13 protein-coding genes are annotated in these 14,029 nt (G+C 69.1%); 10 read left to right on the forward strand and 3 right to left on the reverse strand.

Going from position 1 to position 14,029, the window contains the following annotated elements; genetic code table 11:
- Window positions 1–27: 27 nt before the first annotated feature.
- Together ACVCMB_RS03715 and ald are read right to left on the reverse strand one after the other, a co-directional pair.
- Window positions 28–2,352 carry a DNA translocase FtsK gene (locus ACVCMB_RS03715; protein ID WP_447106172.1) on the reverse strand — a complete coding sequence of 775 codons (2,325 nt, stop codon included), beginning with the start codon at window positions 2,350–2,352 and terminating at the stop codon, window positions 28–30.
- A gap of 29 nt (window positions 2,353–2,381) precedes the next feature.
- A complete protein-coding gene (ald, locus tag ACVCMB_RS03720; protein WP_447098794.1) occupies window positions 2,382–3,446 on the reverse strand; it encodes an alanine dehydrogenase in 1,065 nt (354 codons plus the stop codon).
- A gap of 219 nt (window positions 3,447–3,665) precedes the next feature.
- On the opposite strand from ald, the gene trxB reads away from it, so the two are divergent.
- From trxB to aat, 3 genes are all read left to right on the forward strand, one after another.
- A complete protein-coding gene (gene trxB, locus ACVCMB_RS03725; RefSeq protein ID WP_395118732.1) occupies window positions 3,666–4,628 on the forward strand; it encodes a thioredoxin-disulfide reductase in 963 nt (320 codons plus the stop codon).
- Between the two features lie 99 nt (window positions 4,629–4,727).
- Entirely contained in the window at window positions 4,728–5,858 is a 1,131-nt protein-coding gene (locus tag ACVCMB_RS03730; RefSeq protein WP_447106173.1) for a GNAT family N-acetyltransferase, read from the forward strand.
- On the forward strand, window positions 5,855–6,586 hold the full coding sequence (aat, locus tag ACVCMB_RS03735; protein ID WP_447106174.1) for a leucyl/phenylalanyl-tRNA--protein transferase: 732 nt from the start codon (window positions 5,855–5,857) through the stop codon (window positions 6,584–6,586). The genes ACVCMB_RS03730 and aat overlap by 4 nt, the downstream gene beginning before the upstream one ends.
- Here the strand turns inward: aat and ispG are convergent.
- Window positions 6,579–7,838, reverse strand: a complete 1,260-nt coding sequence (ispG, locus tag ACVCMB_RS03740; protein WP_395118738.1) for a flavodoxin-dependent (E)-4-hydroxy-3-methylbut-2-enyl-diphosphate synthase — start codon at window positions 7,836–7,838, stop codon at window positions 6,579–6,581. The genes aat and ispG overlap by 8 nt on opposite strands.
- A gap of 183 nt (window positions 7,839–8,021) precedes the next feature.
- Here ispG and ccoN point away from each other — a divergent pair, with 183 nt between their 5' ends.
- Genes ccoN through ccoS form a run of 7 tightly spaced genes read left to right on the forward strand, consistent with a single transcriptional unit; the run spans window position 8,022 to window position 13,917 of the window.
- A complete protein-coding gene (ccoN, locus tag ACVCMB_RS03745; RefSeq protein WP_395118740.1) occupies window positions 8,022–9,491 on the forward strand; it encodes a cytochrome-c oxidase, cbb3-type subunit I in 1,470 nt (489 codons plus the stop codon).
- Window positions 9,492–9,504: 13 nt separating this feature from the next.
- Window positions 9,505–10,170 carry a cytochrome-c oxidase, cbb3-type subunit II gene (ccoO, locus tag ACVCMB_RS03750; RefSeq protein WP_395118742.1) on the forward strand — a complete coding sequence of 222 codons (666 nt, stop codon included), beginning with the start codon at window positions 9,505–9,507 and terminating at the stop codon, window positions 10,168–10,170.
- A complete protein-coding gene (locus tag ACVCMB_RS03755) occupies window positions 10,167–10,361 on the forward strand; it encodes a cbb3-type cytochrome oxidase subunit 3 (protein WP_395118744.1) in 195 nt (64 codons plus the stop codon). Before ccoO ends, ACVCMB_RS03755 begins: the two co-directional genes overlap by 4 nt.
- Entirely contained in the window at window positions 10,358–11,266 is a 909-nt protein-coding gene (gene ccoP / locus ACVCMB_RS03760; RefSeq protein WP_447106175.1) for a cytochrome-c oxidase, cbb3-type subunit III, read from the forward strand. Before ACVCMB_RS03755 ends, ccoP begins: the two co-directional genes overlap by 4 nt.
- A complete protein-coding gene (locus tag ACVCMB_RS03765; RefSeq protein WP_447106176.1) occupies window positions 11,250–11,489 on the forward strand; it encodes a hypothetical protein in 240 nt (79 codons plus the stop codon). Before ccoP ends, ACVCMB_RS03765 begins: the two co-directional genes overlap by 17 nt.
- Window positions 11,486–13,738: a heavy metal translocating P-type ATPase gene (locus ACVCMB_RS03770; RefSeq protein WP_447106177.1), complete on the forward strand. Its 2,253-nt coding sequence runs from the start codon at window positions 11,486–11,488 to the stop codon at window positions 13,736–13,738. Before ACVCMB_RS03765 ends, ACVCMB_RS03770 begins: the two co-directional genes overlap by 4 nt.
- Window positions 13,735–13,917: a cbb3-type cytochrome oxidase assembly protein CcoS gene (ccoS, locus tag ACVCMB_RS03775; protein WP_447106178.1), complete on the forward strand. Its 183-nt coding sequence runs from the start codon at window positions 13,735–13,737 to the stop codon at window positions 13,915–13,917. Before ACVCMB_RS03770 ends, ccoS begins: the two co-directional genes overlap by 4 nt.
- Window positions 13,918–14,029 lie beyond the last annotated feature (112 nt).

Here is a 14,029-nt window from a genome sequence, read left to right on the forward strand (position 1 = left end):
GTTTTGCGCCGGCAGCGGGATACCGGATCAATCCTTGGGCGGCGGCGGCGCCAGCACCTCGCGGTTGCCGTTGTGCTGCGGCGCGCTGACCACGCCGTCGGCCTCCATCTGCTCGACCAGTCGCGCGGCGCGGTTGTAGCCGATGCGCAGATGCCTTTGCACGCCCGAGATCGAGGCGCGGCGCGTCTGCGTGACCACCGCCACGGCCTTGTCGTAGAGCTGGGTGTCGGCGTCGCCGCCTTCCTCGCCGTCCTGCGGCAGGCCGGAGTCGTTGATGAACTTGCCGTCGCCGGTGGCCTGCACTTCCTCCAGCACGCCTTCGATGTAGTCGGGCCCGCCCTGCGACTTCAGCCAGGCGACCACGCCGTGCACCTCGTGGTCGTCGACGAAGGCGCCGTGCACGCGCTCGGGCGTGGCGGTGCCCGGCGGCAGGTAGAGCATGTCGCCGTGGCCCAGCAGCGCTTCCGCGCCGGACTGGTCGAGAATCGTGCGCGAGTCAATCTTGCTCGATACCTGGAACGCGATGCGGGTGGGAATGTTGGCCTTGATGAGGCCGGTGATCACGTCCACCGACGGGCGCTGGGTGGCCAGGATCAGGTGCACGCCGGCGGCACGCGCCTTCTGCGCCAGGCGCGCGATCAGCTCCTCGACCTTCTTGCCGACGATCATCATCATGTCGGCGAATTCGTCGATGAACACCACGATGTTCGGCAGCGGCTCCAGCGGGTCGGCCGCCAGGCCCGGCATGTCCGGGTTGGGCCGGAACAGCGGATCGAGCAAAGGCTGGCCGGCGTTCTCGGCGTCGCGCACCTTCTTGTTGAAACCGGACAGGTTGCGCACGCCCACGGCGGCCATCAGCTTGTAGCGGCGCTCCATCTCGGCCACGCACCAGCGCAGCGCGTTGGCGGCCTCCTTCATGTCGGTGACCACCGGCGCCAGCAGGTGCGGGATGCCCTCGTACACCGAGAGTTCCAGCATCTTCGGGTCGATCATGATCATGCGCACGTCTTTCGGGCTGGCCTTGTACAGCAGGCTCAGCACCATCGCGTTGACCGCCACCGACTTGCCCGAACCGGTGGTGCCGGCCACCAGCAGGTGCGGCATCTTGGCCAGGTCCACCACCACCGGCTTGCCGCCGATGTCCTTGCCCAGCGCCAGCGCCAGCGGCGAGCGCGCCTGGTCGTACTTGTCCGAACGCAGGATCTCGGACAGGTAGACGATCTGCTTGCGCGTATTGGGGATCTCCAGCCCGATCACGTTCTTGCCGGGGATCACGTCGACCACGCGCACGCTCACCACCGACAGGCCGCGGGCGATGTCCTTGTCCAGGCTCGACACCTGCGAACCGCGCACGCCGGGCGCCGGCTCCATCTCGAAACGGGTGATCACCGGCCCCGGATAGGCGCCGACCACCTTCACGTCGATCTTGAAATCCTTCAGCTTGAATTCGACCTGGCGCGAGAGGACTTCCAGCGTTTCCTCGGTATAGCCAGGCCCCTGCTCCGGCGCCTCGTCGAGCAGCGACAGCGGCGGCAGTTCACCCGGCGCGGCGGCGCCGGCGAACAGCGGGATCTGCGTCTCCAGCCGCGCGCGCTCGCTCTTGGTCACCGGCGCGGGCGCCGCCTCGATGCGCACCGGTTCGCGCCGGGCCTGCTTCACCGCGTCGGCCTTCTTGATCACCTCGCGCTCGCTGCGCGCCTGGCGCGCGGCCAGCAGTTGCGGTGCCTCGCGCAGCTTGCCGCGCAGCCAGCCGGCCAGCTGCAGCACGGCCTGGCCGGTCCAGTCCATCACGCCGAACCAGGACAGCCCGGTGGCCAGCGTCACCGCAATCAGGAACAGCGCCAGCAGCAGCAACGGCGCGCCGGTGGACCCGAACGCCGACAGCACCGCATGGCCCACCCACACGCCGATGATGCCGCCCACGCCCTGCGGCTGCACCGGCTCCTGCGCGAAGTTCAGATACAGCAGCGCCGGCCCGGTGATGAAGAAGAACACGAAGCCGACCAGCCGCAATGCCGGTTCCCACGGATGCTGCGGTTGCTGTCCGCGCTGGCGCAACACCTGCACGCCGAGCAGCAACAGCAGCAACGGGAAGCAGTACGCCACCAGGCCGAAGATCCAGCGCAGCAGATCGGCCACGTAGGCACCGACGGTGCCGCCGAAGTTGCGCGCATGCTCCAGCTGGCCGGCATTGGTCCAGCTGGGGTCATGCGGGTCGTAGCTGAACAGGCATACCAGGAGGTACACCGCCAGCGGCAGCAGCAGCAGGGCGCCGGCTTCGCGCAGCCGGCGTTTCAACTCATCGCTGAGGCCTGCCTTGGGTTGTTGCCTTGCGTTCGCGCCGCGCGCCACCCGGGGTGCCCCTTTCTTCGTGACCAGGGTCAGAGCATACCTTGCAGCGCCGGATGTACCAGCTTGCCGCCGTCGATGTTGATGCCGACCTTGAGCGGCTCGAACTCGCGCCACGCGTTGCCGCCGGCCAGGCGCTGCACGTACGGCAGGATCGCCGCGGAGATCGCCACCGACGAGGTCTGCGGCACCGCGCCGGGCATGTTGGTGACGCAGAAGTGGGTAACGCCGTGCACGTCGTAGGTGGGGTGCTCCCAGGTGGTCGGCCGGGAGGTCTCGAAGCAGCCGCCCTGGTCGATCGCGATGTCCACCAGCACGCTGCCCGGCTCCATCGACTTGACCATCGCCTCGGTCACCACGTGCGGCGCCTTGGCGCTGGGGATCAGCACGGCGCCGACGACCAGGTCGGCGTCGCGCACCTCCTCGGCCACCGAGGATTCATAGGCGTACAGCGCGGTGACGTTCGGGCCCAGCGCCATCATCTCGGCCAGGCGATCCTGGCGCTTGTCGAACACCACCACGTTGGCGCCGGCCTGCGCCGCCAGCGCCGCGGCATTGCCGCCGGCCGCGCCGGCACCGAGCACCACCACCTTGCCGCGCGGGGTCGAGGCCATGCCGCCGAGCAGCTTGCCCTTGCCGCCCTGCGGACGATGCAGCAGCGTGGTGCCGCACTGGGTGGCGATGCGCCCGGCGATCACCGACATCGGGTGCAGCAGCGGCAGGCCGCCGTGATCTTCCACCGACTCGAACGCCACGCCGGTCAGGCCGATGTCGAGCAGGCTGCGGGTCAGCGCCGGCTCCGCCGCCAGGTGCAGATAGCAAAACAGCAGGTGGTGCTTCTTCAGCAGGGCCAGGTCGCCGGCGATCGGCTCCTTCACCTTGACGATCAGTTCGCCCGCCTCGTACAGCGCGGCGGCATCGGCCACGATCTTGATGCCGGCGTTGACGTACGCCTCGTCCGAAAAACCGCTCTTCAGGCCGGCCCCGGCCTGGATGAACACCTCATGGCCGCGACGCACCAGGTCGGCAGCAGCGGCGGGAACAAGGGCGACACGACCTTCGAGGGTCTTGGTTTCGGAGGGGATACCGATACGCATGGCAAAAGAATCCTGTGGGAACACGTGGAAAGTCCATCGCGCAACTGCCGCGGTGGTGTCGTTGATCTGCCGGCGACTTGAATCAGCCACGCGGATTCCCCATTCTCCGGGGGTCGCATTCGTTGTTGCCACCTGCAGGCCCGGTTTCGGTGAAACCCCGGCTGCAGCTGGAGCGAATAGCCGCTCAAGCCACCAGCAAACCCAAGGATTATACCTGCCATGCCCACCCCCAAGCACAGCCGCCTGCTGATCCTCGGCTCCGGTCCTGCCGGCTACACCGCCGCGGTGTACGCCGCCCGCGCCAATCTCAAGCCGACCATGATCACCGGCCTGCAGCAGGGCGGCCAGCTGATGACCACCACCGACGTGGACAACTGGCCGGGCGACGTCGAGGGGCTGCAGGGTCCGGCGCTGATGCAGCGCATGGCCGAGCACGCCGAGCGCTTCCACACCGAGATGATCTTCGACCACATCCACACCGCCGACCTCAAGCAGCGCCCGTTCCGGCTGGTCGGCGACTCCGGCGAGTACACCGCCGATGCGCTGATCATCAGCACCGGCGCCACCGCGAAGTATCTGGGCATCGCCAGCGAGGAGAAGTTCAAGGGCAAGGGCGTGTCGGCCTGCGCGACCTGCGACGGCTTCTTCTTCCGCGACCAGGACGTGGTGGTGATCGGCGGCGGCAACACCGCGGTGGAGGAAGCGCTGTACCTGGCCAACATCGGCCGCAAGGTCTACCTGGTGCACCGCCGCGACAAGCTGCGCGCGGAGAAGATCATGCAGGACAAGCTGTTCGAGAAGGAGGCCGCGGGCAAGATCGAGCTGGTCTGGAACCACACCATCGACGAGGTGCTCGGCGACGACACCGGCGTCACCGGCGTGCGCGTGAAGGACGTCAACTCCGGCGCCACCCGCGACATCGCGGCCACCGGCTTCTTCGTGGCGATCGGCCACACCCCGAACACCGGCATCTTTGCCGGCCAGCTGGACATGCACGACGGCTACATCCGCATCCACAGCGGCCAGAACGGCATGGCCACGATGACCTCGATCCCCGGCGTGTTTGCCGCCGGCGACGTCGCCGACCACGTCTATCGCCAGGCGATCACCTCCGCCGGCTTCGGCTGCATGGCCGCGCTGGACGCCGAACGCTGGCTCGACCAGCAGACGCCGGCGGGCTGACCTGCCCGCAGGAGCCCGCTCGCGGGCGATGCTTCTGGCCGGGATTGAAAAAAACAGAAGCATCGCCCGCAAGCGGGCTCCTATGGCACGTGCCGAGTCATGCACATCCGCTTCCACGACGCGATCGCCGAACTGCCTGCCGCGGCGTGGGACGATTTGCGCGGCGGGGCGAATCCGTTCGTGTCGCACGCGTTCCTGCATGCGCTGGAAGACACCGGCTGCATCCGTCCCGACTGGGGCTGGCAGGCATACCACCTGGGCCTGTACGACCACGATCGCCTGGTGGCCGCCGCGCCGCTGTACCTGAAAGGCAACTCGCACGGCGAGTTCGTGTTCGACTGGAGCTGGGCCAGCGCGTGGGAGCGCGCCGGCGGCGAGTACTACCCGAAGCTGCTCTGCGGCGTGCCCTACTCGCCGGTGCCCGGCCCGCGCCTGCTGGCTGACACGCCCGCGCTGCGGCAGGCGCTGGTCGAGGCGATGCGCGCCGAGGCGAAGCGGCTGGGGCTGTCCTCGGTGCACGCGAACTTCCTGCTGGCCACGGAGGCGCCGGCCTTCGGCGACGACTGGCTGGCCCGCTCGGACGTGCAGTTCCACTGGCACAACCGCGGCTACCGCCACTTCCCGGATTTCCTCGCCGCGCTGACGCACAAGAAGCGCAAGAACATCCTGCGCGAACGCACCCAGGTCGCCGCCAGCGGGTTGGCGGTCGAATGGCGCAGCGGCGACACGCTCGACGAGCACGAGTGGAATCGCGTGCACGCGCTGTACGAAGCCACCTTCGACGACAAGGGCAACCACGCGGTGCTGACCGTCGCCTTCTTCCGGCAGCTCGGCGAACTCGGTCCGCTGGCACAGCTCGCGCTGGCCCGCGCGGGCGGCGAGATCGTGGCGATGGCGTTGTTCGTGCAGGGCGGCGGCGTGCTCTACGGTCGTTACTGGGGCAGCATGGTCGACGTGCCCGGGCTGCATTTCGAACTCTGCTATTACCGCGGCATCGAGTACGCCATTGCGCAGCGGCTGCACCGCTTCGAGCCCGGGGCGCAGGGCGAGCACAAGCTGGCACGCGGCTTCCTGCCCGCGCGCACGCAGTCGCGCCACTGGCTCGCCCACCCGGGCTTCCGCGCGGCGGTGGCCAGCGCGCTGGCGCGCGAGGCACCGGCGGTGGATGCCTACGCGGAAGAATTGCGGCAACACAGCCCGTACGCGCAGCACGACGAGGCTGCGCCATGATCCGCCTGCCCCTGCTCGATGCCGACGCGCCGGAGCGCTTTCCCGATCCCTCCCGCGCACTGGCCGAACCGAACGGCCTGCTTGCCTTCGGCGGCGACCTGTCGCCAGGCCGGCTGCTGGCCGCCTACCGGCAAGGCATCTTCCCCTGGTTCGGCGAAGGCGAACCGATCCTGTGGTGGTCGCCGGACCCGCGCTGCGTGTTTCGCACCGACGCGTTGCGGCCGAACCGCAGCCTGCGTCGCCAGCTCGCCGGCAAGCGCTGGCGGGTGACGATCGACCGGGCGTTCGAGGCGGTGATCCGCGGTTGCGCGGCGCCGCGCGACAACAGCTCGGGCAGTTGGATCGTACCGGCCATGATCGACGCCTACCTCCACCTGCACCAGCTCGGTTACGCGCACAGCGTGGAGACCTGGGACGGCGAGCGCCTGGTCGGCGGCGTCTACGGCCTGTCTGTCGGCAAGCTGTTTTGCGGCGAGTCGATGTTCAGCGCCGAGAGCGGTGGTTCGCGGGTGGCACTGATCGCGCTGGCGCGGCTGCTGCACGAACAGGGCTGCCCGCTGCTCGATGCGCAGGTAGCCAACGCCCACACGCTGAGCCTGGGTGCGTTCGAGATGGCGCGCGCGGACTACCTGGCGCAGGCCGGCACGCTGGCCGCGCAACCTGGGCGGGTCGGCAGCTGGACCGATCTCGGCCCGCGGCTGTGGCAGCCCGGCACGACTTTCAGCTAGCGCGCGTGGCGTACTTGCGCGCCACGTAGTCGTCGAGGATGTCGACGAACTCGTTGGCGATGTTGTCGCCGCGCAGCGTCATCGCCTTCTCGCCGTCGATGAACACCGGCGCGGCCGGCGCCTCGCCGTTGCCCGGCAACGAGATGCCGATGTTGGCGTGCTTGGATTCGCCCGGCCCGTTGACGATGCAGCCCATCACCGCCAGGGTGAGGTTCTCCACGCCGTCGTATTTCACCCGCCACAGCGGCATCTGCTCGCGCACGTGTTCCTGCACGGTCTTGGCCAGTTCCTGGAAGAACTCGCTGGTGGTGCGCCCGCAACCCGGGCAGGCGGTGACCAGCGGCGTGAACGAGCGCAGACCCATCGTCTGCAGCAGCTCCTGCGCCACGATCACCTCGCCGGTGCGCGAGGCACCGGGTTCGGGCGTGAGCGAGATGCGGATGGTGTCGCCGATGCCCTCCTGCAGCAGCACCGCCAGCGCAGCGGCCGAGGCGGTGATGCCCTTCGAACCCATGCCGGCCTCGGTCAGGCCCAGGTGCAGCGCGTAGTCGCCGCGCGCGGCGATGTCGCGGTACACGGCGATCAGCTCCTGCACGCCGGAAACCTTGCATGAAAGGATGATGCGCTCGCGCGGCAGGCCGAGCTCCTCGGCACGCGCAGCCGAATCCAGGGCGGAACGGATCAAGGCTTCGCGCGCCACGTGCGCGGCATCCCACGGCTCGGCGCGCCGCGCGTTCTCGTCCATCAGCGCGGCCACCATGGACTGGTCCAGCGAACCCCAGTTGGCGCCGATGCGCACCGGCTTGCCGTAGCGCAGCGCCTTCTCGATGATCGAGGCGAACTGGCTTTCGTGCTTCTTGCCGAAACCGACGTTGCCGGGGTTGATGCGGTACTTCGCCAGCACCTCGGCGCAGGCCGGTTCGCGCTCCAGCAACTGGTGGCCGTTGTAGTGGAAGTCGCCGATGATGGGCACGTCCACGCCCATCATCGCCAGCCGCTCGGCGATGCGCGGTACCGCGGCCGCGGCGGCCGGCGTGTTCACCGTGATGCGCACCAGCTCGGAGCCGGCACGGGCCAGCTCGGCGATCTGTTTCGCGGTGCTGGCCGGGTCCTCGGTGTCGGTATTGGTCATCGACTGCACCACGATCGGGGCGCCGCCGCCTACCTTGACCTTGCCGACCTGCACGCCCACGCTGGCGCGGCGCGGCGCGGGCGCCGCCGGACGGGGTTGTTGCGAAACGATCTCACTCATGGATTCAACCGGAATGTCTGGTCGCGGCAGGCCGCGACTGAAGATGCCAAGGATACTCGCCCGACCGGTAGCGCCGGCCTCCGCCGCGATGACGTGGACGGAATGCCGCAGTTGCTTGATCGAGGTCAGCACTTCGCCGCATGCTTGCCGCCAAAATGCCCCGCTGTCCAGCCGGAAAAGCCGATGCCGAACACCGAATACTACAACGACAAGGTCGTCCGCCAGTTCCTGCTCGCGGCCGCCGTATGGGGCATCATCGGCATGTCCGTCGGCGTCTATGCCGCCGCCGAACTGATGTGGCCGGTGCTCAATTTCAACGTGCCGTGGCTGACCTTCAGCCGCATCCGGCCCGACCACACCTTCGGCGTGATCTTCGCGTTCGGCGGCTCGGCGCTGATGGGCACCTGCTATTACGTGGTGCAGCGCACCGGCCACGCGCGGCTGGCTTTCAGGAAGCTCGCCGCATTCACCTTCTGGGGCTGGCAACTGGTCTGCGTGCTGGCGATGACCACGATGCCGCTGGGGCTGACCCAGAGCAAGGAATACGCCGAGCCTGAATGGTTCATCGACATCCTGATCGCGGTGGTCTGGGTGAGCTTCGGCGTGGTGTTCTTCGGCTCGCTGGCGCGCCGGCGGATCAAGCACATCTACGTGGCGAACTGGTACTACGGCGCCTTCATCATCGCGGTGGGCCTGCTGCACATCGTCAACAACCTGGCCATCCCGGTCTCGCTGACCAAGTCGTACTCGATCTACTCCGGCGTGGTCGATGCGATGGTGCAGTGGTGGTACGGCCACAACGCGGTGGCGTTCTTCCTCACCGCCGGCTTCCTCGGCATGATGTATTACTTCGTGCCGCGGCAGGCCAAGCAGCCGCTGTGGAGCTACCGCTTCTCGATCGTCAATTTCTGGGCGCTGATCTCGGTCTACATGTGGGCCGGCGCGCACCACCTGATGTATACCGCCCTGCCCGACTGGGTGCAGTCGGTGGGCATGGCGTTCTCGCTGGTGCTGCTGATGCCGAGCCTGGGCTCGGCGGCGAACGGCCTGCTCACCTTCAACGGCGTGTGGCATCGCCTGCGCACCGATCCGGCGGCCAAGTTCATGGTGCTGTCGCTGGTGTTCTACGGCGCCTCCACCTTCGAAGGCTCGATGATGGCGATCAAGACGGTGAACTCGCTGTCGCACTACACCGACTGGACCATCGCCCACGTGCACTCCGGCTCGCTGGGCTGGGTGGCGATGATCACCATCGGTTCGCTCTACGCGATGGCGCCGCGTGCGCTGGGCCGGCCGGAGATGCACTCGCGCCAGGGCATGGAGCTGCACTTCTGGCTGCACATCATCGGCACCCTGCTGTACGTGGGCTCGATGTGGACCGCCGGCGTCACCGAGGGCCTGATGTGGCGCGCCACCAACCCGGACGGCGCGCTGACCTACGGCTTCCTCGACAGCCTGCTCGCGATCAAGCCGATGTACCTGATCCGCTGGGCCGGCGGCGTGTTCATCCTGTCCGGCATGTGGGTGATGGCGTGGAATCTGTGGCACACCGCCGCCGATGCCCGCGCGCGCCTGATCAAGCCGATCCCGGTGCCGATTCCCGAGCCGGCGCCCCACCAGGTGCCCGCTCCCCTGCCGGCAAGTGCCGGCTGAGGAAGAGATCAACATGGCCTACAAACATTTCGAAGCGATCGAGAAGCACGCCGGCCTGCTCGGCATCGGCATCGCGATCATGGTCTCGCTGGGCGGACTGGCGGAGATCACCCCGCTGTTCATGGAGGCGCACTCGGTGAAGGCGCCGCCGGGCGTGCATCCGTACGAGCCGCTGCGCCTGATCGGCAAGGACGTCTACGTGCGCGAAGGCTGCTACCTGTGCCACTCGCAGATGATCCGCGCGCTGCGTTTCGAGACCGAGCGCTACGGCCACTTCTCCACCGCGGCCGAGTCGGTCTACGACCGTCCGTTCCAGTGGGGCTCCAAGCGCACCGGCCCGGACCTGGCGCGGGTGGGCGGCAAGTATTCCGATGCATGGCAGCGCCTGCACCTGATGGACCCGCGCCAGGTGGTGCCGCAGTCGAACATGCCCGGCTATCCGTGGCTGGCGCACAACACGATCAGTGCCGAGGACGTGCAGGCACGCATGCGCACGCTGCGCAAGCTGGGCGACCCGTATACCGACGCGCAGATCGCCGCCGCGCCCGAGGCCGTCAAGGGCAAGACCGAGATGGACGCGCTGATCGCCTACCTGCAGGGCCTGGGCATCGCCAATGAGCCGGCCCCGTCGGCAGCCAAGCCGGCGACCACCGACGGCGTCGCGGGAGCCACGCCATGACGCCGATGAGCCCGGTCTGGGGCCACGTTGCAGGGGTATTCATCATCCTGATGCTGGTGACCTTCATCGGTATCTGGATCTGGGCCTGGCGCAAGCGCCACCAGGCCACGTTCGACCGCATGGCACGCCTGCCGCTCGAACAAGACGAACAATCCGACAGCGATGTCGATGCCAAGGAGGATCGCCCATGAGCACCGGCTGGTCGTTGTGGGTCATGTTCCTGGTGGTGCTCAACCTGGGCATCACCTTCGGGCTGTTCCTGTGGGCGCCGCGGGCCAAGATCCCGACCCGCCCCGATGGCACCACCGGACACGTGTGGGCGCACGGCACCATCCTGGAAGGCCTCAAGAACCTGCCCACGTGGTGGATCGTGTTCTCCGGCTCGATGTTCGCCGCGGCGTTCATCTACCTGTTCCTGTTCCCCGGCTTCGGCAACCACAAGGGTGCGCTGGGTTGGACCTCGCACGGCCAGCTGGCGCGTGAAGTGGCTGCCAACGAGGCCAGGCTGGACCCGCTGCTGGACCGCTTCCGCCTGTACACGGTGGAGCAGCTGGCCGGCGACCCGCAGGCGCAGCAGATGGGCAAGGTGCTGTTCGAGGACAACTGCGCCGCCTGCCACCAGCGCAGCGGCAAGGGCAACATCCTGGTCGGCGCACCCAACCTCACCGACGGCGACTGGCTGTACGGCGGCACCGGCAAGGACATCACCACCTCGATCCACGACGGTCGCAGCGGCGTGATGCCGCCATGGGCGAGCCTGGGCGCGGACAACGTGAAAAACCTCGCCCAGTACGTGCTGAGCCTGTCCGGCGCCCCGCACGACGCGGCCAAGGCGGCAGCCGCCAAGCCGTTGTTCTCCACCTGCGCCGCCTGCCACGGCGCCGAGGGCAAGGGCAACCCGGCGCTGGGTGCGCCGAACCTCACCGACCACGTCTGGCTGTACGGCGGCACCCCGGCCGATATCGAGCAGACCATCGGCAACGGTCGCCAGGGCCACATGCCGTCGTGGAGCACGCGGCTGAGCGAAGACCAGATCCACGTCATCGCCGCCTACGTCTACCACCTGTCGCACCCGGTCGATGAAGACCAGCCATGACATCGGCGTCCGCACGGCATCGGCCTGGTATCGCCAGCCGGTGCTGTGGCTCGGAGCATTCATCTTCGCCGCCTCGCTGGCCGGCTGCGCATGGCTCATCGTGGTCAGCGTCCGCTACGCCGACACGCCGCTGACCACCAGCTCGCACGCGGTATTCGGGGTGCCGGTCGCCTCGCACAGCGCGCCACCGCCATCCACCGCCCCTCCCCCGCGCAAACCATGAACAGCGCGGCGACATGGGCCGATCCCCGGCTCGCCGCCCAGGTGCTGCGCGAGCGACGCGACGGCTTGAGCGAGATCGCCCTGCGCGTCGAGGCGCTGGACGATCCCCGCCGGCTGCTCTGGCTGGAGCAGCGCATCAACGCGCTTGCCGGCGTGCGCCGGGTCAGCGTCGACCGCGCCGCGCGGCGCATGCGGGTGGTCTGGGACACCCGGCGCACCACCCTGCCTACCCTGCTGGAGAACTTCGCCGCCGCCGGCTGTCAGGCGCGCCCGCTGCGCCTGGACGAAGTGGAAGACGTCCGCGCCGCCGAGATGCACGATGCGCTGAAGCGCATGCTGGTGGCCGGCATGTGCGCGATGCAGGTGATGAGCTACGCCTTGGTGATCTACCTCGGCGTGGTCGACTTCGTCGATTTCAGCACGCGCAACCTGTTCCGCTGGCTTGGCCTGCTGACCACCATCCCGCTGGTGGCCTATTCGGCGCAGTCGTTCTTCCGCGGCGCCGCAGAGGAACTGCGCGGCCGCCGCCTCGGCATCAACCTGCCGGTGGCGCTGGCGATCGCGCTGGTGTTTGCGGCCAGCGTGATCAACACGCTGCGCGGCAGCGGCGAGGTGTATTTCGATTCGGTCAGCATGTTCGTGTTCCTGCTCCTGGTCGGGCGCTACATCGAACTGCGCTCGCGCCATCGCGGCGACGCCGGCGGCGATGCCTTGCTGGATGCCACGCCGCTGCTGGCGCAGCGCCGCCGTGCCGATGGCGAACTGGAAACCGTGCCCGCGATGACCCTCGCCAGCGGCGACTGCGTGCACATCGACGACGGGGGCACCGTGCCGGCCGATGGCGTGCTGGAAAGCGCCGTGGTCGAGGTGGACGAAGCGCTGCTCTCCGGCGAATCGCGCCCGCAACGGCGCCAGCGCGGCGAGCGTCTGGTGGCCGGCAGCGTGCTGCTGACCGGGCCGGCGCAGCTGCGCGTGGAACATGGCGGCGCGCAGACCAGCGTGGCGCGGCTCGGCGCGCTGGCCGCGCGCGCGCGCCAGGCCCGCACGCGAATCGCCGGCAGCGATCGCGAAGTCACCCGCTTCGTGCGCCGGGTGCTGGTGCTTACCGTGGTGACCGCGCTGGGCTGGCTGCTGGTCGACCCCTCACGCGCGTTCGACGCGGCCATCGCCGTGCTGGTGGTGGCTTGCCCCTGCGCCTTCGCGCTGACCGTGCCGGTGACGCTGACCCGGGCGCTGGGCCGGCTTGCCCGCCGCCACGTGCTGGTCACCGACGGCAGCGCCCTGCTCGCACTTGCCGGCGTCGACCGTGCCCTGTTCGACAAGACCGGCACACTCTCCACGCCGCACCTGGATGACGAGGCGGTCGAACCGCTGCGCGGCGACAGCCGCGAGCAGGTGTTGGCCTGGGCCCTGGCGCTGGCCCGCGCCAGCTCGCATCCGCTGGCCCGCGCGCTGAGCGCCGCGGCGCGCCCGCGCGGCGTCACACCGGCGGCACAGGACGTGCGCGTGCACCTGGCCGCAGGTATCGAAGGCCACGTCGGCGACCGCGCGCTTCGATTGGGCCGCGCCCGCTACGCGCTGGGCGACGCGCATTACGATCCGCGGCTGGCCAGCGCGGCCATGGTGCTGGCCGACCAGCACGGCGCGCTGGCCCGCTTCGGCTTCCAGGAACGCCCGCGCGAGGATGCCGCCGCCACGCTGGCACGGCTGCGCGAGGACGGCATCGACGTGTGCATGGCCAGCGGCGACAGCGCCGATCGCGTCGCCGCGCTGGCCACCCGGCTCGGCATCGACGACTGGCATGCGCGGCAGCTGCCGGCCGACAAGCTGGCCCTGCTGCAATCCCTGCAGGCCGACGGCCACCGCGTGCTCGCCGTGGGCGACGGCAGCAACGACGCCCCGCTGCTGGCGGCCGCCGACGTCTCCGCTGCGCTGTCCAGCGGCACCGACCTGGCCCAGGCCCAGGCCGACCTGCTGCTGCTCGACGGCCGCCTGCAAGGCCTGCTGCACGCGCACGCGATCGCCGTGCAGATGCGGCAGGTGATCGCGCAAAGCCGCCGCTGGGCGCTGGGCTACAACCTGTTCGCCGTGCCGTTCGCGGCGTTCGGCCTGGTGTCGCCGTGGCTGGCCGCCATCGGCATGTCGCTGAGCTCGCTGATGGTGGTGCTCAACGCCATGCGCGTCGGCCGCGAACACGCGCACGACGCCAACCCCGGCCGCGCCGACCGCACCGCCGAGGCGGCGGCATGAACGTCCTGCTGGTGCTGATCCCTGTCACCCTGGTGGTGATCGGCGTGGCCGTGGCGCTTTTTTTCTGGGCCGTGAACCACCAGCAATTCGACGACCTCGACAGCCCCGGCGTGCTGCCGCTGATGGACGATCAGCCCGCGCCGGCCGAAGAGCCCGAGGACCCGTCCACGCTGCCGTAGGAGCCCGCTCGCGGGCGATGCTCCTGGCTTTTGCATATCCCGAATCCCGGCACGAGAGCATCGCCCGCGAGCGGGCTCCTACCAGTGGCGGGGCGTCCGGGCGCAGGGCCGG

It is taken from the genome of Rhodanobacter sp. UC4443_H10 (genome assembly GCF_052978325.1).

Coding starts and splice junctions, on each gene's coding strand:
- ald (WP_447098794.1), bottom strand. CDS start 3,446: ATGCGTATCGGTATCCCCTCCGAAACCAAGACCCTCGAAGGTCGTGTC.
- ccoP (WP_447106175.1), top strand. CDS start 10,358: ATGAGCACCGGCTGGTCGTTGTGGGTCATGTTCCTGGTGGTGCTCAAC.
- ccoS (WP_447106178.1), top strand. CDS start 13,735: ATGAACGTCCTGCTGGTGCTGATCCCTGTCACCCTGGTGGTGATCGGC.
- aat (WP_447106174.1), top strand. CDS start 5,855: ATGATCCGCCTGCCCCTGCTCGATGCCGACGCGCCGGAGCGCTTTCCC.
- ACVCMB_RS03765 (WP_447106176.1), top strand. CDS start 11,250: ATGAAGACCAGCCATGACATCGGCGTCCGCACGGCATCGGCCTGGTAT.
- ispG (WP_395118738.1), bottom strand. CDS start 7,838: ATGAGTGAGATCGTTTCGCAACAACCCCGTCCGGCGGCGCCCGCGCCG.
- trxB (WP_395118732.1), top strand. CDS start 3,666: ATGCCCACCCCCAAGCACAGCCGCCTGCTGATCCTCGGCTCCGGTCCT.
- ACVCMB_RS03755 (WP_395118744.1), top strand. CDS start 10,167: ATGACGCCGATGAGCCCGGTCTGGGGCCACGTTGCAGGGGTATTCATC.
- ccoN (WP_395118740.1), top strand. CDS start 8,022: ATGCCGAACACCGAATACTACAACGACAAGGTCGTCCGCCAGTTCCTG.
- ccoO (WP_395118742.1), top strand. CDS start 9,505: ATGGCCTACAAACATTTCGAAGCGATCGAGAAGCACGCCGGCCTGCTC.
- ACVCMB_RS03770 (WP_447106177.1), top strand. CDS start 11,486: ATGAACAGCGCGGCGACATGGGCCGATCCCCGGCTCGCCGCCCAGGTG.
- ACVCMB_RS03730 (WP_447106173.1), top strand. CDS start 4,728: ATGCACATCCGCTTCCACGACGCGATCGCCGAACTGCCTGCCGCGGCG.